The sequence below is a fragment of the Klebsiella sp. 10982 genome, assembly GCF_048589245.1.
Classification (GTDB): Bacteria; Pseudomonadota; Gammaproteobacteria; order Enterobacterales; family Enterobacteriaceae; genus Klebsiella; species Klebsiella quasivariicola.
On sequence record NZ_JBMAXV010000023.1, the window covers coordinates 19317 to 39862 of the forward strand.

Annotated in this window: 21 protein-coding genes; 10 read left to right on the forward strand and 11 right to left on the reverse strand. The window is 56.2% G+C overall.

The features are described 5' to 3' along the window. The first annotated feature begins 91 nt into the window (after nucleotides 1-91). Both ymdB and ACKLKD_RS17100 read left to right on the forward strand, forming a co-directional pair. Nucleotides 92-619, forward strand: coding sequence for an O-acetyl-ADP-ribose deacetylase (gene ymdB, locus ACKLKD_RS17095; protein ID WP_025713910.1), 528 nt, complete (start codon nucleotides 92-94; stop codon nucleotides 617-619). A gap of 65 nt (nucleotides 620-684) precedes the next feature. Beyond that, entirely contained in the window at nucleotides 685-1272 is a 588-nt protein-coding gene (locus tag ACKLKD_RS17100; protein WP_025713911.1) for a TetR/AcrR family transcriptional regulator, read from the forward strand. A gap of 39 nt (nucleotides 1273-1311) precedes the next feature. Here ACKLKD_RS17100 and mdoC read toward each other — a convergent pair whose 3' ends face one another. Continuing rightward, nucleotides 1312-2472 carry a glucans biosynthesis protein MdoC gene (mdoC, locus tag ACKLKD_RS17105; RefSeq protein WP_025713912.1) on the reverse strand — a complete coding sequence of 387 codons (1161 nt, stop codon included), beginning with the start codon at nucleotides 2470-2472 and terminating at the stop codon, nucleotides 1312-1314. A 251-nt stretch (nucleotides 2473-2723) separates the two neighbouring features. Between mdoC and mdoG the strand changes: the two genes are divergently transcribed. The 3 genes from mdoG (at nucleotide 2724) to ACKLKD_RS17120 (ending at nucleotide 7092) form a co-directional block, all read left to right on the forward strand. Then, nucleotides 2724-4277, forward strand: a complete 1554-nt coding sequence (mdoG, locus tag ACKLKD_RS17110) for a glucans biosynthesis protein MdoG (protein ID WP_025713913.1) — start codon at nucleotides 2724-2726, stop codon at nucleotides 4275-4277. Beyond that, a complete protein-coding gene (gene mdoH, locus ACKLKD_RS17115) occupies nucleotides 4270-6798 on the forward strand; it encodes a glucans biosynthesis glucosyltransferase MdoH (protein WP_025713914.1) in 2529 nt (842 codons plus the stop codon). Before mdoG ends, mdoH begins: the two co-directional genes overlap by 8 nt. 66 nt (nucleotides 6799-6864) lie before the next feature. Further along, nucleotides 6865-7092: a YceK/YidQ family lipoprotein gene (locus ACKLKD_RS17120; protein WP_025713915.1), complete on the forward strand. Its 228-nt coding sequence runs from the start codon at nucleotides 6865-6867 to the stop codon at nucleotides 7090-7092. Here ACKLKD_RS17120 and ACKLKD_RS17125 read toward each other — a convergent pair whose 3' ends face one another. From ACKLKD_RS17125 to ACKLKD_RS17135, 3 genes are all read right to left on the reverse strand, one after another. Continuing rightward, complete coding sequence (locus ACKLKD_RS17125) at nucleotides 7093-7479, reverse strand: MysB family protein (RefSeq protein WP_012542251.1); 387 nt, start codon at nucleotides 7477-7479, stop codon at nucleotides 7093-7095. It lies immediately after the preceding gene. A gap of 91 nt (nucleotides 7480-7570) precedes the next feature. After that, the gene (mdtG, locus tag ACKLKD_RS17130) at nucleotides 7571-8797 is read right to left on the reverse strand and encodes a multidrug efflux MFS transporter MdtG (RefSeq protein ID WP_025713916.1); all 1227 of its coding nucleotides are present in this window, start codon (nucleotides 8795-8797) and stop codon (nucleotides 7571-7573) included. A gap of 170 nt (nucleotides 8798-8967) precedes the next feature. Next, entirely contained in the window at nucleotides 8968-9888 is a 921-nt protein-coding gene (locus ACKLKD_RS17135; RefSeq protein ID WP_025713917.1) for a Kdo(2)-lipid IV(A) acyltransferase, read from the reverse strand. A 205-nt stretch (nucleotides 9889-10093) separates the two neighbouring features. Between ACKLKD_RS17135 and ACKLKD_RS17140 the strand changes: the two genes are divergently transcribed. After that, nucleotides 10094-11158 carry a rhodanese-related sulfurtransferase gene (locus tag ACKLKD_RS17140; protein ID WP_025713919.1) on the forward strand — a complete coding sequence of 355 codons (1065 nt, stop codon included), beginning with the start codon at nucleotides 10094-10096 and terminating at the stop codon, nucleotides 11156-11158. Here the strand turns inward: ACKLKD_RS17140 and ACKLKD_RS17145 are convergent. From ACKLKD_RS17145 to mdtH, 7 genes are all read right to left on the reverse strand, one after another. After that, nucleotides 11144-11257, reverse strand: a complete 114-nt coding sequence (locus ACKLKD_RS17145; RefSeq protein WP_002898988.1) for a DUF2770 family protein — start codon at nucleotides 11255-11257, stop codon at nucleotides 11144-11146. The two genes, ACKLKD_RS17140 and ACKLKD_RS17145, sit on opposite strands and share 15 nt — an antisense overlap. Nucleotides 11258-11326: 69 nt before the next feature. Further along, nucleotides 11327-12445 (reverse strand): N-methyl-L-tryptophan oxidase, encoded by a 1119-nt coding sequence (gene solA / locus ACKLKD_RS17150; protein WP_080897956.1) that lies wholly within the window; start codon nucleotides 12443-12445, stop codon nucleotides 11327-11329. A 126-nt stretch (nucleotides 12446-12571) separates the two neighbouring features. Beyond that, entirely contained in the window at nucleotides 12572-12826 is a 255-nt protein-coding gene (gene bssS / locus ACKLKD_RS17155; protein ID WP_002898992.1) for a biofilm formation regulator BssS, read from the reverse strand. 302 nt (nucleotides 12827-13128) lie between these two features. Further along, entirely contained in the window at nucleotides 13129-13380 is a 252-nt protein-coding gene (gene dinI / locus ACKLKD_RS17160) for a DNA damage-inducible protein I (RefSeq protein ID WP_004140729.1), read from the reverse strand. A gap of 72 nt (nucleotides 13381-13452) precedes the next feature. Next, nucleotides 13453-14499 (reverse strand): dihydroorotase, encoded by a 1047-nt coding sequence (pyrC, locus tag ACKLKD_RS17165; RefSeq protein WP_004176586.1) that lies wholly within the window; start codon nucleotides 14497-14499, stop codon nucleotides 13453-13455. A gap of 125 nt (nucleotides 14500-14624) precedes the next feature. Beyond that, on the reverse strand, nucleotides 14625-15185 hold the full coding sequence (locus ACKLKD_RS17170; RefSeq protein WP_004150824.1) for a lipoprotein: 561 nt from the start codon (nucleotides 15183-15185) through the stop codon (nucleotides 14625-14627). Between the two features lie 102 nt (nucleotides 15186-15287). After that, entirely contained in the window at nucleotides 15288-16496 is a 1209-nt protein-coding gene (gene mdtH, locus ACKLKD_RS17175; protein ID WP_025713921.1) for a multidrug efflux MFS transporter MdtH, read from the reverse strand. Between the two features lie 228 nt (nucleotides 16497-16724). Between mdtH and rimJ the strand changes: the two genes are divergently transcribed. The 4 genes from rimJ (at nucleotide 16725) to murJ (ending at nucleotide 20545) form a co-directional block, all read left to right on the forward strand. Beyond that, the gene (gene rimJ / locus ACKLKD_RS17180; protein ID WP_025713922.1) at nucleotides 16725-17309 is read left to right on the forward strand and encodes a ribosomal protein S5-alanine N-acetyltransferase; all 585 of its coding nucleotides are present in this window, start codon (nucleotides 16725-16727) and stop codon (nucleotides 17307-17309) included. A 9-nt stretch (nucleotides 17310-17318) separates the two neighbouring features. Continuing rightward, entirely contained in the window at nucleotides 17319-17972 is a 654-nt protein-coding gene (locus ACKLKD_RS17185) for a YceH family protein (RefSeq protein ID WP_025713923.1), read from the forward strand. Nucleotides 17973-17986: 14 nt separating this feature from the next. Then, on the forward strand, nucleotides 17987-18898 hold the full coding sequence (locus ACKLKD_RS17190) for a Gfo/Idh/MocA family protein (RefSeq protein WP_025713924.1): 912 nt from the start codon (nucleotides 17987-17989) through the stop codon (nucleotides 18896-18898). A 111-nt stretch (nucleotides 18899-19009) separates the two neighbouring features. After that, nucleotides 19010-20545 (forward strand): murein biosynthesis integral membrane protein MurJ, encoded by a 1536-nt coding sequence (murJ, locus tag ACKLKD_RS17195; protein ID WP_025713925.1) that lies wholly within the window; start codon nucleotides 19010-19012, stop codon nucleotides 20543-20545. Nucleotide 20546 lies beyond the last annotated feature (1 nt).

The window sequence follows — 20546 nt, forward strand, 5'->3', positions numbered from 1 at the left end:
CCGGGCAAAGCGATAACCTTGCTCCCGGAGACGCGAATGCCCTAGTATCGGCAGAAAGTCGTATCCACACGCGATGCCGACAGGAGGAGAAATGGCTGTTAAACCTGAGGTAATGCTCGGCGATATTACGACACTTGATGTCGATGTGATTGTTAATGCGGCAAATCCCTCGCTGCTGGGCGGGGGCGGAGTTGATGGCGCGATCCATCGGGCGGCTGGCCCCGCGCTGCTGGCGGCCTGCAAGCAAGTGTTGCAGCAGCAGGGCGAATGTCCTCCTGGTCATGCGGTGATTACCACCGCGGGTAATTTGCCTGCCAGCGCGGTGATCCACACCGTAGGACCAGTCTGGCACGGCGGCGACCGGATGGAAGCGCAAACTTTGGCCGATGCTTACAAAAATAGTCTGCAGCTGGCCTCGGCAAATAACTATCGCTCTATTGCGTTTCCGGCGATAAGTACCGGCGTATATGGCTATCCAAAAGAGGCTGCGGCGGAGATAGCCGTGCGCACCGTCACCGCATTTCTCACTCGCTATAACCCGCTTGAGCGCGTCCTGTTCGTCTGTTTTGACGAGGAAACGGCGGCTATCTATCGTCGCCTGCTGGCGGCATATCCCTGATTCGGCAGAATAGGCTATGATAACCGCCGAGAGTGACGGGAATGATGGATAGCAGGAGGGAGCAGGTGTCAGAAGGAAAAGTCCGGCAGAAACAGCAGGCGCGCCGCGCGGAGATCGTTGCCGCTGCGCAAAAATGTTTCGCTGAAAAGGGGCTGCACGGCGCTTCCGTTGCCGATATCGCCCGCGAGGCTGGCCTGAGCGTCGGTCAGCTGTATCGCATTTTTGCCAGCAAGGAAGCGATCATTGAAGCGATTGTCAGTGAAATCGTTAACGCCAGAGTCGGTGAGATGATCGATGAGAACCACAACCTGGCACGCAAAGCGGCGGTTCTGGCCGGCAGGATCCCAACCCCGGCGGCGACCAAAAGCGATAATTATCTGCTGATGGAGATCAACGCTGAAGCTTCGCGTAACCCGCGCTTGCGCGAGATTCTGGTGCAGGCCGACCGGCGATTGAAAGAAGAGGGAGGGCGTCTGTCGCAGCGCTACCATCCCGGGCTCAGCGATGCGCGACGCAATGCCGCGTCAGAGCTGATCGCCGTTCTGACGGAAGGGGCTGCCTACCGCGGCGAGCTGAGCGCCTCCACTCCGGTAGATAAAGCCGATTTAGAAGCACTGTATAACATGATCTTCGAACGACTGTTTGATGAGTAAGGCAGTGCGGCACATCTGGTGTGCCGCACCCGCTGCAAATTAGCTGGCCGAAGCCGGAGTTTTGGCCGGTTTGTTCATCGGTTTACCAGAGAACAGGAAACGCAGCAGCGGAATACGCAGGTGAATTTCATACAGGATCAGTGCGATACCCACCACAAAAACCAGCCCGCCAATAAAGCCTAAGGTATTCGACTTGATGACCGGGGTGATCCACGCCCCGTACAATAGCGTCAGCGGATGGTGCACCAGGTAAATAAACAGCGAGGCATTGACGAAATAGGTCACGCGCGCCGACTGGAAATTCAGCAGTCGATGGCCGAGCGAAAAGACCACATTGACCATCCACAGCCCCAGCACCATGGTGATCACCGATTCCGTTTCATACATCCAGCCATCGCCGGACCCGTACTGCTGGTTCAGCCGGTAGGCGATAAATCCCAGCAGCGCCGCCGCGCAGCACCACGGTGACGGGGTGGTGAACATCGCCTTTAAACGTGGGTTAATAAAGGTCTGCGCACCCAGCACAAAGAAGGGCAGGTAGAACAGTGTCTGCATCACCACAAAGTTAAACAGACCATTACTTAACAGTGGCGGGTAAACCAGGAACAGCGACCGGCGGATCAGGGCATAAAAGACCCCCAGCGCGAGAAAAATCATCGTTAGCTGGCCCATAGTGACAGTGTCACCAAAGGTGTGAACTCCGCCTGCCGGACGGCGGGTCAGCCATTTGAACAGCACCACCCCCAACGAGGTCAGCACCACCAGCACCAGTAAAAACCACAGGTGGGAAATAAGCTCCCACGCCAGGGTATTAAATTTGTCGTATCCGGAAAGGGTATGCCAGTTTTCCGCCTTGCCGTTGACATACTGCAGCATAATAAACTGCGGCAGCGTCAGCAGCGGGATGGCGGTTAACATTGGTATACCGACCCGTTCAACGCGTACTTTCCACCACTTTTTCAGCGGATAGCGCAGGAAAAGCATGTAGGAAAAATAGCCCGAAATGACGAAAAAGACCTGCATGCGAAAGGCATGAATGAAGTCATTAAAAAGCGTCAGCCACCATGAGGGCTCGGCGCTGTTGACATGCCATGTATGGCTGGAATAGATCAGCGAAATGTGGAAAGGGATCCCCAACAGCATCAGCCAGGCACGGATACTGTCGAAGAAATATTCACGCTGCACCGGAGTATTATTCATACGATTCACAATAATCTCAGATAATTCGGCTTATCACTCAAGATGATAACGTTTACATTATCAGCAACCCTACATGAACTCGGGGTATCTGTCTCCAGGATAAGCACTCAAAGTGCAAACGGGACAGCGAACTGTTTATTCCCTGTGCCGCTGGGCTGAACAAAGCAGGGATTATGTTGTCGGATTGCCTGAGTTTCCATTAAAATAGATCGGATCGATTTAAGCACACAAAGGGGGAAGTGCTTACTTATATGAAACATAAACCACAGATGATGAAAATGCGTTGGTTAAGCGCAGCCGTAATGTTGTCCCTGTGTACTTCATCTGCATGGGCGTTTAGCATTGATGACGTTGCAAAAGAGGCCAAGACATTAGCCGGGAAAGGCTATGAAGCGCCGAAAAGTAACCTGCCCTCCGCTTTCCGCGATATGAAATACGCGGACTACCAGCAAATTCAGTTTAATCACGATAAAGCTTACTGGAATAACCAGAAAACCCCATTCAAGCTTGAATTTTACCATCAGGGTATGTACTTCGACACGCCGGTCACCATCAATGAAGTGACCGCCACCAGCGTGCGTAAAATTAAATATAACGCGGACTATTTTAACTTCGGTAACGTTCAGCACGATAAAGACACGGTGAAAGACCTCGGTTTCGCCGGTTTCAAAGTACTGTATCCGATCAACAGCAAAGACAAGAACGATGAAATCGTCAGCATGCTCGGTGCCAGCTACTTCCGCGTGCTGGGTCAGGGTCAGGTTTATGGTCTGTCTGCACGCGGTCTGGCTATTGATACCGCGCTGCCGTCTGGCGAAGAATTCCCGCGTTTTCGTGAGTTCTGGATCGAACGTCCAAAAGCCACTGACAAGCGTCTGACCATTTATGCTCTGCTGGATTCGCCGCGCGCAACTGGCGCTTATCGCTTTGTGATCATGCCGGGTCGTGACACCGTGGTGGACGTTCAGTCTAAAGTTTATCTGCGCGACAAAGTGGGTAAACTGGGCGTGGCGCCGCTAACCAGCATGTTCCTGTTTGGTTCCAACCAGCCTTCTCCGGCGCTGAACTATCGCCCGGCGCTGCACGATTCCAACGGGCTGTCGATCCTGGCCGGCAACGGCGAGTGGATCTGGCGTCCGCTGAACAACCCGAAACATCTGGCCGTCAGCAGCTATGCGATGGAAAATCCGCAAGGGTTCGGTCTGCTGCAGCGCGGCCGTCAGTTCTCGCGTTTCGAAGATCTTGACGATCGTTATGACCTGCGTCCGAGTGCCTGGATCACGCCGAAAGGGGACTGGGGTAAAGGGAAAATCGAGCTGGTTGAAATCCCGACTAACGATGAAACGAACGATAACATCGTGACTTACTGGACGCCGGATCAGCTGCCGGAGCCGGGCAAGGAGATGAACTTCAAATACACCATCACCTTCAGCCGCGATGAAGACAAGCTGCATGCGCCGGATAACGCTTACGTTATGCAGACCCGCCGCTCTACCGGCGACGTTAAGCAGTCGAACCTGATCCGTCAGTCGGACGGCACGATTGCCTTCATTGTTGACTTCACCGGCGCCGATATGAAAAAACTGCCGGCGGATACCCCAGTCACCGCGCAGGCGAGCACCGGTGATAATGCCGAAATCGTTGAAAATACCGTGCGTTATAACCCGGTAACCAAAGGCTGGCGGATGATCCTGCGTTTGAAGGTGAAAGATCCGAAGAAAACGACGGAAATGCGCGCCGCACTGGTTAACGGTGATGACACGTTGAGCGAAACCTGGAGCTATCAGCTGCCTGCCAATGAATAAGATAACGAAGTACATTGACGCATTGCCGCTGTCGGACGCCGAGAAATCGGCGCTGCCGGACACCAGCCTGCAGGCCGTTCATCAGGCCCTGGATGACGAACATCGGACCTTCGCTCGCGAAGATGACGCTCCGCTGGGGTCGGTCAAGGCGCGTCTGGCGCACAGCTGGCCGGATTCCCTTGCTGGCGATCAGCTGGTGAAGGATGACGAAGGCCGTACCCAGCTGCATGCGATGCCAAAAGCCAAACGCTCCTCGATGATCCCGGATCCGTGGCGTACCAACCCGGTCGGCCGCTTCTGGGACCGTCTGCGCGGACGCGATGTCACGCCGCGCTATCTCTCCCGTCTGACGCAAGAAGAGCGTGAGAGTGAGCAAAAATGGCGTACCGTCGGCACTATTCGTCGCTATATCCTGCTGCTGCTGACGCTGTCGCAGACCGTGGTGGCCACCTGGTATATGAAAACCATTCTGCCTTATCAGGGCTGGGCGCTGATTAACCCGGCCGACATGGTGGGACAGAACCTGTGGATCTCTTTCATGCAGCTGCTGCCATACGTCTTGCAGAGCGGCATTTTGATCCTCTTTGCGGTGCTGTTCTGCTGGGTTTCCGCCGGCTTCTGGACCGCGTTAATGGGTTTCCTGCAGCTACTGATTGGCCGCGATAAGTACAGTATTTCCGCCTCGACGGTCGGTGACGAACCGTTGAACCCGGCGCACCGTACGGCGCTTATTATGCCGATCTGTAACGAAGACGTTGACCGCGTTTTCGCCGGGCTGCGGGCGACCTGGGAATCGGTGAAAGCCACCGGCAACGCCGCACATTTCGACGTCTATATCCTCAGCGACAGCTATAACCCCGATATCTGTGTTGCGGAACAAAAGGCGTGGATGGAGCTGATTGCCGAAGTGCAGGGCGAAGGGCAGATCTTCTACCGTCGTCGTCGTCGTCGTGTGAAGCGTAAGAGCGGCAATATCGATGATTTCTGCCGCCGCTGGGGCAGCCAGTACAGCTACATGGTGGTGCTTGACGCTGACTCGGTGATGACCGGGGAGTGTCTGAGCAGCCTGGTGCGCCTGATGGAAGCGAACCCAAACGCCGGGATCATCCAGTCTTCACCGCGCGCCTCTGGCATGGACACGCTGTATGCGCGTTGCCAGCAGTTTGCCACCCGGGTGTATGGTCCGCTGTTTACGGCGGGTCTGCACTTCTGGCAGCTGGGGGAGTCCCACTACTGGGGTCATAACGCCATTATCCGCGTGAAGCCTTTCATCGAGCACTGTGCGCTGGCGCCGCTGCCAGGCGAGGGTAATTTTGCCGGGTCGATCCTGTCGCACGACTTCGTCGAAGCGGCCTTGATGCGCCGTGCCGGATGGGGCGTGTGGATCGCCTACGATCTGCCGGGCTCCTATGAGGAGTTGCCGCCGAACCTGCTGGATGAGCTGAAACGCGATCGCCGCTGGTGCCAGGGTAACCTGATGAACTTCCGCCTGTTCCTCGTGCGAGGGATGCACCCGGTTCACCGGGCGGTGTTCCTCACCGGCGTGATGTCCTATCTGTCGGCACCGCTGTGGTTTATGTTCCTTGCCCTGTCGACAGCGCTACAGGTGGTGCACGCCCTGACCGAGCCGCAGTACTTCCTGCAGCCGCGTCAGCTGTTCCCGGTGTGGCCACAATGGCGTCCGGAATTGGCTATTGCGCTATTTGCCTCGACCATGGTGCTGCTGTTCCTGCCGAAGCTGCTGAGTATTATTCTGGTGTGGTGTAAAGGGCCGAAGGAGTACGGCGGATTTATCCGTGTGACACTTTCCCTGCTGCTGGAAGTCCTGTTCTCGGTCCTGCTGGCGCCGGTTCGGATGCTGTTCCACACCGTTTTCGTGGTTAGCGCCTTCCTTGGCTGGGAAGTGGTATGGAATTCGCCGCAGCGTGATGATGACTCCACGCCGTGGGGGGAAGCCTTTATGCGTCACGGCTCGCAGCTACTGCTGGGCCTGGTGTGGGCGGTTGGGATGGCATGGCTGGATCTGCGCTTCCTGTTCTGGCTGGCGCCAATCGTCGTCTCGCTGATCCTCTCGCCGTTCGTGTCGGCGATCTCCAGCCGGGCGACGGTAGGCCTGCGCACCAAGCGATGGAAGCTGTTCCTGATCCCGGAAGAGTATTCGCCGCCGCAGGTGCTCAAGGATACCGATGCGTATCTGACGCTGAACCGTCAGCGTTCGCTGGACGATGGCTTTATGCACGCGGTATTCAACCCGTCATTTAACGCTCTCGCCACCGCGATGGCCACCGCGCGCCACCGTCAGGGGCATATCCTCGAGATCGCCCGCGAACGCCACGTTGAGCAGGCGCTGAATGAAACGCCGGATAAGCTGAACCGCGATCGTCGACTGGTGCTGTTGAGCGATCCGGTTACTATGTCGCGTCTGCACTATCGCGTGTGGGCCGCACCGGAGAAATACTCCTCGTGGGTCAATGCTTATGAGCAGCTGGCGCTTAACCCGCTGGCGTTGAAAACAAAATAAGCCGTACGTAAAGGAAAATACCGGCAGCGATGCCGGTATTTTTTTATCTGCAACATGAGGTTGTGAATGCGAATATTACCGATCATTGCCATAGTACTGCTGCTCAGCGGCTGCGGCAGCATTATCAGTCGAACAGTGCCCGGGCAGGGGCATGGCAATCAATATTACCCGGGCGTGCAGTGGGATGTTCGCGATTCGGCATGGCGCTATCTCACCATTCTGGACCTGCCGTTCTCCCTGGTCTTTGATACGCTTCTGCTGCCGCTGGACGCCAGCCACGGCCCCTATAACTGATTAACGCTCGTCCCACTCGTCGGCTGCCGTCTGCCCCTCTTCGGTGTCCAGCGAGGGTTCGAGCTGGAATTCACCTTCATCCCATTCATGGAGTGTATTTTCCTCCAGCCACTCCTGGCGCAGCTCTATCTCATCATAATCCCCGTCGAAAACACTCTGTGCGGCTTCGCCGCTGAGCATCGGGAGGCATTCGCCTTGTTCATCTTCATCAGCAAAAAATTCGGCTTGCCAGGCGATATCGCCATCCTGCAGCACATACTTTTGAATATTGAGCTGCTCAACGTTGGCGCTCTCTTCATCGCTGTCAGGGTTGTTGGCGAGAAATTCTTCACGTGCTGCATCAATAGCTTCTTCGAGCGTGGCATAGAACATCGAATCCTTTGGCATAGCGAATCTCCTGAGAAGAATATGAATTGAACACGATTCAATCTATAGAAGGCAGTTAGCACGGCGTCAAGGGGCAGAGCCCCTCTGGACGTTAATTTACTGAATGCGAGGTATCCGTGGCAGGCCGGCGCAGGCTGAGGGTTGAATAAATGGCGTTAAACAGCACCACCCCTGCGGTGACCAGGAACACGGCACGGAAGCCATAGTTAGCGGAAACTGACGCGCCAATTAGTGGTCCGGTGACGTTGCCAATATCGCGGAACGACTGGTTATAGCTGAAGATCCGCCCGGAGATCTGGCTGGTGGAGTTATACACCAGCAGGGTTTGCACCGCTGGCAGCAGCGCACCGTCCGCCGCACCGAGCAGGAAGCGCAGGATGCCTAACTGCAGCGGAGTATGAACAAATGACATCGGGATCAACAACAGCACTGAGATAATCAGCGCCACGATGAGGATTTTTTCCGGCCCGATACGATCCCCCAGTTTGCCCAGCCGCGGGGCGCTCATCAGCGCGGCAATCCCCGGCACCGAGGCGATCATCCCGCTGATAAAGGCGATGTTACTGACGTTGCCGGCAAGGTCGCGTACGTAAAGCGTCAGGATCGGCGCGATCGAGCCGGTGGCCACCTGAATGATCAGTGAGGTGACAAACAGGCTGAGCACCAGTTTGGGGTTTTGTAGCGAGGAAAAAACATCTCTGGCACTGAGCATCTCTTTTTTAGCGATCGGGGCAAAATTTTCGCGAATTAAGAATAGAGTGAACAGGAAGCAAATAAACAGCACCGCCGCAGTCATAAAAAAGACGGTACGCAGTCCCCAGTGGTCGGCCAGAAAACCGCCTGCCAACGGACCGAGCAGGGCGCCGCTCACCGCACCAGTCGACAGCGTCCCCAGCGCCCAGCCGCTTTTATGGCGCGGGATCTGCGTGGCAATCAGAGCATTGGCGTTAGGAATAAAACCACCCAGCAGGCCGAGCAAAGCGCGCAGCAGCAAAAATTGCCAGATATTTTGCGCCATTCCCATCAGCATCATCACAATGGCCATACCGAGGGCGGAACGCAGCAGCATGATTTTTCTCCCCTTGCGGTCAGCAAGACCGCCCCAGAATGGCGAGGCGATGGCGGAGAAAAGAAAGGTAATACTAAAGACCAGCCCGGACCACATGTTCAGGGCGCTATGCCCGGTAACGCCGAGTTGTTCGACGTAGAGTGGCAGAAAGGGCATGACCAGGCTGAAGGCGGCGCCCGTTAAAAAGCAGCCAAGCCAGGTCACGGTCAGGTTTTGTTTCCAGTTAATGGGGGTTTCAGCAGACGACATAGGGTTCCACTGGCCTGCGCGGCAGGTCAAATTAAGAGAAAATATGAGCATGCTAATTATGCGCCTGAGAAATAGATGCCGCAATGGAGGAGAGCTTTTAAAGCTAAAGGAGAGCGTAAAGCATGAGCGACAGGCGCATTCCCGGCCACATGCGCGGCCGGGAAAGGGGATCAATAGCGGGAGGGCATGCCTTCGGGGCGGGTTTTGAAGCGACGATGGAGCCACATATACTGTTCCGGGGCCATCAAGATACACTGCTCGACAATCTTATTCATCCAGGCGGCGGTGGTTTCCGCGTCATCCAGCGGTGGGGAACACTCCGGCGGCAGGATAATCAATTCATAACCTTTACCGTTCGGTTTGCGTCGCGGGACGAAGGGGACGATGCAGGCTTTAGACATTTTCGCCAGCATCCAGGTACCGGAGGTGGTTGCTGCCTGGTCAACGGCAAACAGCGGAGCAAAGACGCTGGCGGTTGGACCATAATCGTGATCCGGTGCGTACCACACCACTTCACCTTTTTTCAGTGCCCGGATCATCCCTTTCAGGTCCTTACGGTCAATCATATCCTTGTTAGACCGCAAGCGGCCCCAGGTCTGCAGCCAGTCGATCACCGGGTTGTCGTTGGGGCGATAGACGCCAATTCCCGGCTCGTTCATACCGAACATTCGCGCACCCATTTCGAGGGTCAGGAAATGAATACCGATCAGCAGAATACCGCGCTGCTGCGCCTGCACATCTCGGATATGCTCAAAGCCGATGGTGTCGGTCCAGCGGGCGATACGACGAACCGGCCAGAACCAGGCCATCCCCGTCTCCATCAGTCCCATGCCCACCGATTCAAAGTTCATCACCACCATCCGGTGGCGTTCCTGCTCGCTTTTCTCCGGGAAGCAGAGCTCAAGGTTGCGATAGGCGATCTTTGCCCGGCGCTTCATAAAGCGCATGGCCAGCCGGCCGATGGCGTTCCCCAGGCGATAGATTAGCGGGTAGGGCAGTTGGACAACCAGCCACAGCAGGCCGATACCCAGCCACAGCAGCCAATAGCGCGGATGCAGCAGCGCCGTAGAAAATTTAGGCAAATGAGTCATTTCATACCCGTATCAGTGAGCAACGTCTTATATTATCGCATTTTTTTACCGCCCAGCCAAAGGCGCTGAGCGGGCATCGGTTTTGTTAAGTGAGGCGCAGCCGAGTGAGAGAAATGTAGCGTAAAATGTAGGGATGTAAATTAATTGGCTTTGCTATATCATGCCCGCCGTTTATTTCCTCATTTCTATGTCGAGCAGGTACACCATGCCAGTGTTACACAACCGCATTTCAAATGAGACGTTAAAGGCGCAAATGCTGGCTGAGACCGAGCCGCGCACGACGATCTCGTTCTATAAATATTTCACCATCGTCGACCCGCAGGCGACCCGCGATGCCCTGTGGATTGGCTTAACGCAGTTGAAGGTTTTTGGCCGTATTTATCTGGCTCGGGAAGGTATTAACGCCCAGATTAGCGTGCCGGAAAGCAACGTTGAAGCGTTACGTGAATTTCTCTATGGCTTCGACCCGGCGCTGGCGGGGCTGCGTTTCAATATCGCCCTGGAGGACGATGGGAAATCTTTCTGGGTACTGCGCCTGAAAGTGCGTGACCGCATCGTCGCTGATGGCATCGACGATCCGTCCTTCGACGCCTCCAATGTGGGGGAATATCTGAAGGCGGCTGAAGTCAACGCGATGCTTGACGATCCGGACGCGGTGTTTATCGACATGCGCAACCACTATGAATATGAGGTGGGTCATTTCGAAAACGCGCTGGAGATCCCGGCAGACACCTTCCGCGACCAGCTGCCGAAAGCTGTTGACATGATGCAGGACCATAAAGACAAGAAAATTGTCATGTATTGCACCGGCGGAATTCGCTGTGAAAAAGCCAGCGCCTGGATGAAGCACAATGGTTTCAATAAGGTCTGGCACATCGAGGGTGGCATCATTGAGTACGCCCGCCGCGCCCGTGAACAAGGGCTGCCGGTCCGTTTCATTGGCAAAAACTTTGTCTTTGATGAGCGGATGGGCGAGCGGATCTCCGATGACGTCATCGCGCATTGTCATCAATGTGGCGCGCCCTGCGACACCCATACCAATTGTCTGAATGATGGCTGCCATCTGCTGTTTATTCAGTGCCCGAGCTGCGCTGAGAAGTTTGCCGGCTGCTGTAGTGAAGCCTGTATGGAAGAGCATAAGCTGCCGGAAGAGGAGCAGCGCCAGCTGCGCGCCGGACGCGAAAACGGCAATAAAATCTTTAACAAATCGCGTGGCCGACTGAACACCAAACTCGGGATCCCCGAGCCGGAGCCGTCAGAAAAACCATAACCAGACGAGATCGATGATCGCCAGCAGCAGCCAGAGCGCAAGGTAGATCATAAAGTGCTCGCGCACGTTGTTGACCAGCATATTAAACAGGCGACGCATAACCTTTCTCAATGACTAACGGCCTCGACAGAGGCCGTTTTTTCCCGGCGGCAAGTGTGCCGCATTCCATTATGCGCTAAAGCGCGCCAGCGAGAAAGGCGCCAGGTTAAAGGTCGACGCCTGTCCCTGGGCAAACTGACTGGCAATTTCCCCCAGCACCGGCGCAAACTTAAAGCCGTGACCGCTCAGTCCGGTGATTAGCAGTGTGTCAGGTCTGCCGGGGAGCGTATCGATGATAAAGTCCTCATCGACGGTATTGTCGTAGGTACAGGAGGCGCCGTGTAGGCAGCCGCCGATGCCCGGCAGGACGTTACGCAAAAACGGAAAGGATTCGGAACCATCGCTGGCGACGGCGCCAAACGCCACCCGCTCCTGCGGCGTGGAGACAGGCTGCCCGCCATTATGCTTACCGATCTTCAGCTCGTTATCTTCCGCCGGGAAACCGTAATATTGATCGCCGTTGGGCAGCTCGCCGGTAAATGCCGGGAAATGATTCTTGCTGCTGTAACGGCCATCGGCCTGGTACCAGGCGAAGACCTTGCGTACCGGCTGGATGGGCAGGTCCGGAAGCAGGCGGGTGACCCAGGTGCCGGCGCTGATCAGCAGTTTTTTACCATGATATTCACCGTCGAGGGTATCAATGGTGATGCCGTCCTCATGGTGATGAATGGCCGAGACTGGACAGTTGAACAACTGCGCGCAACCGGCTTCCCGAGCCAGACGGATCCAGGTTTCGACAGCCAGTTCGCTGCGCAGTACGCCTGATGCGGGTTCGAAAATTGCCCGATAGTCATCGGGAAGGCGTATCTCCGGCCAGCGCTGCATCACGGCCTGCGCATCCAGCTCTTCTACCTCAAGCTGGAAAGCTCGGGCACTGGCGGCGACGTTGGCGAGGAAAGCGGAACTGGCAGGGCCAAGGTTAATGACGCCGGTACGTTCGAAAACAGGTTCGCCACTGATCTCAGCCAGTTCATCCCATAGCTGCTGGGCACGCAGCACCAGCGGAACATATTTTTCACCTTCTCCATAGGCGTGACGGATAAGACGGCTGCTACCGTGATGGCTGCCTTCCTGATGGGGCGGTTGATGGGCATCGGTCATCAAAACATTGAGTCCGGCACGACGCGCATAATAGCCCGCAGCAGCACCGACAGAGCCACTGCCGATAATAATAAGATCGTATTGCATGGTGAGTTCCGGGTAATTGCCTTGTTAGCAGGGTAATTAACTCCCTGCGCTTATACAAGCCCGAAAATAATTCAGGCACCCGCAGGTGCCTGTTAAGATTATATTTAAGTCATTCCGTGCGCCGCGTTAATGCCTGCGGTACTCGTTTTCTTGGTATTCGCCAGATTCAATCTTCGCAATACCTGCTTCCAGGATTGAAATAAACTGACGTGCGACGTCCGTCGTTAGCCATAGCGTCTGGCCGATCTCAGCATCATTACTGTTTTCTTGAGTGGGGTTCTGGTAGTGCAGGCGCAACATCAGCGCATCGTAGCTATCAACGGTGCTGATGTCCCATCCAACGAGGGGATGGGTCTGAATGACTTCATTATTTTTTTCCATCATAACCCCTTATTCATATGTTAAAAGACAACAATTCTCGAGGTTTAATGCATATTTTTTGAAGCAAGTTAATTATATCAGGGATCAAGAATAAACTCGAGAAATTAAATGAAAGGCAGCATGATTTTCTTCTTTTGCCGCTTTTTTACTCAAGATAAGCGCGTAAAATGGCCACTTTAGTCGATATTGAGCAGAATAATCAGGACTATTCTGAACAGAAGAGGGGATAAAAAAAGCCGGGGCGACCCGGCAAAAAAAGCACAATGAGGGAGCAAACCAGAGTAACTGGATCCCGCCATGCTTCAGGAGAGATCGTGGACAAACCAGTCGTCCGCGCTTTCCCATGTTTCCTGCAGGATTTCGCTTATCCGGTCTTTGTCTTCTTTCAGGGCGCCAAACACCGAGAGCTGATTGCCGCTGGCGTAGCGGACGCTCACCTGGCTATCGATGGCCGGGAATTGCTCGGCGATACGGCGAGAGAGTTCGTTATTCAGCGCTTCCAGCGCGCCGTTAGGTAAGGCGGTCGTTTTGGCGATAGACACTTCAATGCGCATAATTGCCCCCTGCGTTCGATACTGGTTATTTATACAGTATCCGGTTAGCGTTGACAACAGGGGGCTGCGTTTTTATTTCTTCACGGTCCAGCGAACGGTTTCACCCGCCAGGAAGGGCACCAGGGTGTCATTAGGCAGGGCAATGCTGTCCACAACGGTCGTCTCTTCACGCACCAGTTCAACGTAGCTCTCATTGACCGGCAGACCGTAGAAGCGCGGGCCGTTCAGCGAGCAGAAAGCCTCAAAGTGCTGCAGAGCGTTCATTTCTTCAAACACGGTGGCGTAGCTGCCGAGGGCGGTCGGGGCGTTAAAGCAGCCGGCGCAGCCACAGCTGGCTTCCTTACGGTGGCGGGCGTGCGGTGCGGAGTCGGTGCCGAGGAAGGCGCGGCTGAAGCCGCTGGCGACCAGCTCCCGCAGAGCCTGCTGATGAATATTGCGTTTAAGTACCGGCAGACAGTACAGGTGAGGGCGAATGCCGCCCACCAGCATATGGTTGCGGTTGAACATCAGATGCTGCGGGGTGATGGTAGCAGCCAGCAGTTCATTACCGTCACGCACGTACTCGGCGGCGTCTTTGGTGGTGATATGTTCAAAAACCACTTTCAGGCCGGGCAGGCGCTGGCGCAGGGGCTCCATCACCGTCTCAATAAAGCGCGCTTCACGATCGAAAATATCAATCTCGGCGTGAGTGACTTCGCCGTGAACGAGCAACGGCATCCCCAGTTTTTCCATCCGCTCCAGCACTGGCATAATGGCGTCGGTGCTGGTGACGCCGTGGCTGGAGTTAGTGGTGGCATTGGCCGGGTAGAGCTTGGCGGCGGTGAAAACCCCTTCGTTAAAGCCGCGTTCCAGCTCCGCTGGGTCGAGGGAGTCTGTCAGATAGCAGGTCATCAGCGGGGTAAAATCATGCCCGGCCGGCACGGCGTCCATAATGCGCTGGCGGTAAGCGATAGCCGCCGCGACGGTGGTGACAGGCGGCACCAGATTCGGCATCACGATCGCCCGGCCATAAAACTCACTGGTATAAGGCACGACGGTTTTCAGCATATCGTCATCGCGCAGATGGATATGCCAGTCGTCTGGGCGGCGGATTTTCAATACCTGGGATTGTGCTGTCATGGAAGGCTCCGGCTAATAGGTTCAGTCATCAGGGCTGTTTTTTGCCGGGCACTAAGGATAAGCGTAAACGTTTTCCTTTGCACTCATTTCCGTAAAAAATTCAGGGCGCCGTAGCGCCCTGGAGATTAATTGGTAAAGGGGATGACAATCTCGCCTGGCTTCACCTCTATACCTTTGGCGTATTTCTTCGCCAGCGCTTCGCCGGTGCTGGCGTCCTCACGCAGGACATAAGCCGGCTGCTGGCTGAAGTAGCTGCGCAGAGACTGATTCAGGTAGGGGAGCAGGGCCTGAATAACCGACTGCAGCTTCTCCGGCGCCACTTTGGCATCGACCACTTCCATTTCCTGCAGGAAGATGGCGCCTTTCTCTCGGTCAAAGGTTGGCAGCGCTTTGAGCTTCAGATCGATCGTCGCTTTCTGCGTGCCGAACAGGGAGTTAAGATCGACGTTGGCGATCCCGCTCAGGGTGACTTTGCCCGGCTCCTCGCGCCCGATAGCGCTGGTCAGGTTCTGCAGTTCGATATGGGCGTCGGCAACGCCTTTCAGACCAATATCTTTGGCGAAATGGTTTCGCTTCTGCAGGGCCTGGTTAATCTCCTGCTCGCTTACCGTGTATTGGGTCAGCTGATTACAGCCGCTCAGCAGGCCGCTGACAATCAGCGCGGCGGCGATCAAAATCTTTTTCATGGGGTTCCTCAAGCTCATACCTTCATTCATCCTGACACAAAGCATCATGACCTGTCAGCACCCTTGATGCCAGCAGAATAGGCTGAAAGCTCGGGTATACCTTCAGGTACGCGGCTCCAGCATGCCGGAGGCAGAGCGTTTTGGACTAAACTGCCACCATAGTGCCAGGAAGGTGATAAACCCAATGACACCCAGCATTAGCCACGGCAGTTCGGGCTGGCCCACGGCTTTCCCGGCATCAAACAGCCAGCCACCGCCTGCGTAACCCAGCGCGCCGCCGAAGGCGAGGCCCAGACGGCTGAAACCCATATAGCTGCCACGTGCACGGGCGTCCGCCAGCGAAGCGCCCAGCGTCTCGCGGGCAGGTTCGGCAATGATGGAGCCGATGTAAAACAGGCAAATCAGGGTAAACAGCTGCTGCAAACTGCTGGTCATCCCGATGGGGAGCATGGCCAGGGTCATCACCAGCAGACCGGCCATCAGCCGGTGCTCAAGGCGGAAGCGTTTTTCGCTCCACCGAGCGATGGGGTAGAGCAGGGTGAGTGAAATGGTGGCTTCGATGGCGTACATCCACTTCACGGCGGTCGGCGAGCCGGCGATGTCATTCACCATGATCGGCAGCATCAGCATCACCTGCACCGCCAGCATATAATAACCCGTTAACGTCAGGACATAGGTGACGAAGCGCTTGTCCCGCAGCACCCGCCCCAGCCCTTCCCGCACCGGCGTTTTCACCGTAGACAGCTTCCATGCCGGTAGATACCAGGCATTAAACACCGCGCAGGCGATAAACAGCGCGGCGCCGGCGCTGCACACCAGACGGAAATCATATTGCAGCAGCCAGCTGCCCAACAGGGCGCCAATTACTGCCCCGGCGCTATCCTGCATCATCAGAATGGAGAAAAAGCGACCGCGCTGATGCGGGCGCACCAGCTTGACCACCAGGGCGGCTCGTGGCGGATCGAACAACGTGCCGCCCAGCCCGGACAAAATACAGGAGAGCCAGAGCACCCACGGCTCATGCGCGACGGCCATCGCCGCGAAGCCGCCAGCACGCATCAACATGCCAGTGACGATCATCGGTTTTGCGCCGAAGCGGTCGGCGATGGCGCCGCCAAAGATACCTAATCCCTGCTGCACCAGCTGGCGCAGGCCAAGCGCAATGCCGACCATCAGCGCCGCCCAGCCCATCTGATCGACAAAGCGGATGGATATCAGCGGAAAGACGACAAAAAAGCCCAGCACCACCAGCATGTTATCGACTAACAGGAAATATTTACCCAGGCTCCTTGCCTGCGATACGCGGGACATTTCCCCTCCAGGGAAAAAGAGAGATAAGCGAAGATATTCTGCGGGCAATCTGCTGCTTTTCCCAGCGCCCTTGCGACAATATTTTTTTATCAAAATGCAAGTTCGATTGAGGCTATTCATCGAAAAGAGGAGATGGCGCAGAAAATGGTATGTTGCTGTTTTCACACCGCCGCGCAGGACAGGTATAGTGATGAAAGCAAGATTCAAGTCAGGGGGACTGAAGAGGAAATGTTTGGCTATCGCAGTAACGTGCCGAAGGTGCGTTTGACGACGGACCGGCTGGTGGTGCGCCTGGTTCACGATCGTGACGCCTGGCGTCTGGCCGATTATTACGCCGAGAATAAAGCGTTCTTAAAACCGTGGGAGCCGGTACGTGACGACAGCCACTGCTATCCTTCCGGATGGCAGGCGCGCCTGTCAATGATTGCCGAATTCCATAAGCAGGGTTCAGCATTCTATTTCGCGCTGCTCGATCCAGAAGAAAAAGAGATCGTCGGCGTGGCGAACTTCTCCAACGTGGTGCGCGGGTCATTTCATGCCTGCTATCTCGGCTACTCCATTGGCGAGAAGTGGCAGGGGCAGGGGCTGATGTTTGAAGCGCTGACCACGGCAATTCGCTATATGCAGCGCACGCAGCATATTCATCGCATCATGGCCAACTATATGCCGCATAATCAGCGCAGCGGCGCGCTGCTGGCGCGCTTGGGGTTCGAAAAGGAGGGTTACGCCAAAGATTATCTGCTGATTGACGGGCAGTGGCGTGACCATGTGTTAACGGCGTTAACGACGTCAGACTGGTCAGCAGGGCGCTAAGGAGAGAGGATGAAATATCAATTAACCGCGCATGAAGCGCGCGTCATTGGTTGTTTGCTGGAAAAGCAGGTCACCACGCCCGAACAGTATCCGCTGTCGGTGAACGCTGTGGTCACCGCCTGCAATCAGAAAAGCAACCGCGAACCGGTGATGTCCCTGAGCGAAGGTGAGGTCCAGTCGCTGCTGGATACCCTGGTGAAGCGCCACTATTTGCGTACGGTAAGCGGATTCGGCAATCGAGTGACCAAGTATGAGCAGCGTTTTTGCAACTCTGAATTTGGCGATCTGAAACTCAGCGCCGGCGAAGTAGCGGTGGTGACGACGCTACTGCTACGCGGCGCCCAGACGCCGGGTGAACTCCGTAGCCGCGCGCAGCGGATGCATGAGTTCAGCGATATGGCGGAAGTGGAAAGCGTGCTGGAAGGGCTAGCGACGCGCGAGGATGGTCCTTTTGTTGCCCGCCTGCCACGGGAACCGGGGAAACGGGAAAGCCGTTATATGCATCTGTTTTGCGATGATATGGACACGCTGATCACCACGGTGGAAGCACTCGCGCCGCTGGAAGGTGATGACGATCTGCGTGCCCGGGTTGAAGCACTGGAAGGTGAGGTGGCGGAGTTAAAAGCGCGCCTCGACTCTCTGTTACACCATCTGGGAGATTAAATGTGGGCACCAAATTGCGCATCGGGGTGGTTGGCTTAGGCGGCATCGCGCAGAAAGCGTGGTTGCCGGTGCTGGGGGCGGCGGAAAACTGGACGCTGCAGGCGGCCTGGTCGCCGGGAAGAGAGAAGGCGCTGCGCGTCTGTGAAACCTGGCGCATCCCGTATGCCGATTCGCTGGATGCCCTGGCGGCGCAGTGCGATGCGGTTTTTGTTCATACTTCGACGGCTTCACATTATGAAGTAGTGAATCACTTGCTGAATGCCGGAGTTCATGTTTGTGTCGATAAACCGCTGGCGGACAAGCTAAGCGAGGCAGAGGCGCTGGTCGAGCTGGCGGCGCGGCGTCATCTGACGCTGATGGTCGGGTTCAATCGCCGCTTTGCGCCGCTTTATCGTGAGCTAAAGGGACGGCTGGGCGAGGCGGCGTCGCTGCGGATGGATAAGCACCGGAGTGATAGCGTGGGCAACGATTTGCGCTTTACGTTGCTCGATGACTATTTGCACGTAGTGGATACCGCGCTGTGGCTGGCCGACGGCCAGGCGCGCCTGCGCGGTGGCGCGTTGCAGATCACCCCTCAGGGCGAAATGCTCTATGCCGAACACCAGTTTAGTTCACCCAGGCTGCAGGTCACCACCAGTATGCATCGCCGCGCTGGCAGCCAGCGTGAGTGGGTGCAGGCGGTTACGGATGGCGGGTTATATGCGGTGAGCGAGATGCGCGAATGGCAGGAGGAGTGTGGTCATGGCGTGGTTCAGCGCCCGGTCGCCGGCTGGCAAACCACCCTTGAGCAGCGCGGCTTTGTCGGCTGCGCGCGCCATTTTATCGAATGCGTGCAAAATCAGACGGTTCCTGAAACCGCAGGCGAACAGGCGCTGTTAGCTCAGCGGGTGGTCGATAAACTCTGGCGCGACGCCATTAGTGAATAATCCGTTGTAACAACTGACAGTAGTAATTCATGTTGAACCCGGTAGACTATCGCCACTTTCCAGCGCCCGCATTTGCGGGCGTTTTACTCCAGGGTTTGGAATAACAGCGTAATGAACCTTTTAAAATCACTGGCGGCAGTCAGTTCGATGACCATGTTTTCGCGCGTGCTGGGCTTTGCCCGCGATGCGATTGTGGCGCGCATTTTTGGCGCCGGGATGGCGACCGATGCCTTTTTTGTCGCCTTCAAACTGCCTAATCTGTTGCGGCGTATTTTTGCCGAAGGCGCTTTCTCACAGGCATTTGTGCCAATCCTTGCCGAATATAAAAGCAAGCAGGGCGAAGATGCCACCCGGGTGTTTGTCTCTTACGTCTCCGGATTGTTGACCCTGGCCCTGGCGATCGTTACCGTTATCGGGATGCTGGCGGCTCCGTGGGTGATCACCATCACCGCCCCCGGGTTTGCCGATACCGCCGATAAATTTGCGCTGACCACCCAGCTGTTGCGCATTACCTTCCCCTATATTTTACTGATTTCCCTGGCCTCGCTGGTGGGGGCGATCCTCAATACCTGGAACCGTTTCTCGGTGCCGGCCTTTGCCCCGACGTTTCTTAACGTCAGCATGATTAGCTTCGCACTGTTTGCTGCGCCGTACTTCCATCCGCCGGTGCTGGCTCTGGCCTGGGCGGTGACGGTCGGCGGCGTGCTGCAGCTGGCCTACCAGCTGCCGCACCTGAAGAAAATTGGCATGCTGGTTCTGCCGCGCATTAATCTGAAAGATGCCGGCGCGATGCGGGTGGTGAAGCAGATGGGGCCGGCGATCCTTGGTGTGTCGGTAAGCCAGATCTCGCTTATCATCAATACCATCTTTGCCTCGTTCCTCGTGTCTGGTTCGGTGTCTTGGATGTACTATGCCGACCGTCTGATGGAGTTTCCATCCGGCGTGCTGGGGGTGGCGCTTGGCACCATCCTGTTGCCGTCGTTGTCGAAAAGCTTCGCCAGCGGTAACCATGACGAATATTGCCGCCTGATGGACTGGGGCCTGCGCCTTTGCTTCCTGCTGGCGCTGCCGAGCGCAGTGGCGCTGGGGATCCTCGCCAAACCGCTGACCGTGGCCCTGTTCCAGTATGGGAAATTCAGCGCCTTTGATGCGGCGATGACTCAGCGCGCGCTGGTGGCCTACTCCGTGGGGCTGATGGGGCTTATCGTAGTGAAAGTGCTGGCGCCGGGCTTCTATTCCCGTCAGGACATCAAAACGCCGGTCAAGATCGCCATTGTCACCCTGATTATGACCCAGGTGATGAACCTGGCGTTTATCGGCCCGCTCAAACACGCGGGCCTGTCGCTGTCCATCGGGCTGGCGGCTTGCCTGAATGCCGCGCTGCTCTACTGGCAACTGCGTAAACAGAAAATTTTCACCCCACAGCCCGGCTGGCTGACTTTCCTGCTGCGCCTGATTGCGGCGGTGGTGGTGATGGCCGCAGCGCTGCTGGGCGTCATGCATATCATGCCGGAATGGTCGCAGGGGACGATGCCGTTCCGTCTGATGCGCCTGCTGGTAGTGGTGGTCGCCGGCGTGGTGGCTTATTTCGCCACGCTGCTGGTGCTGGGCTTCCGCGTCAAAGAGTTTGCTCGCCGCACGGCGTAAG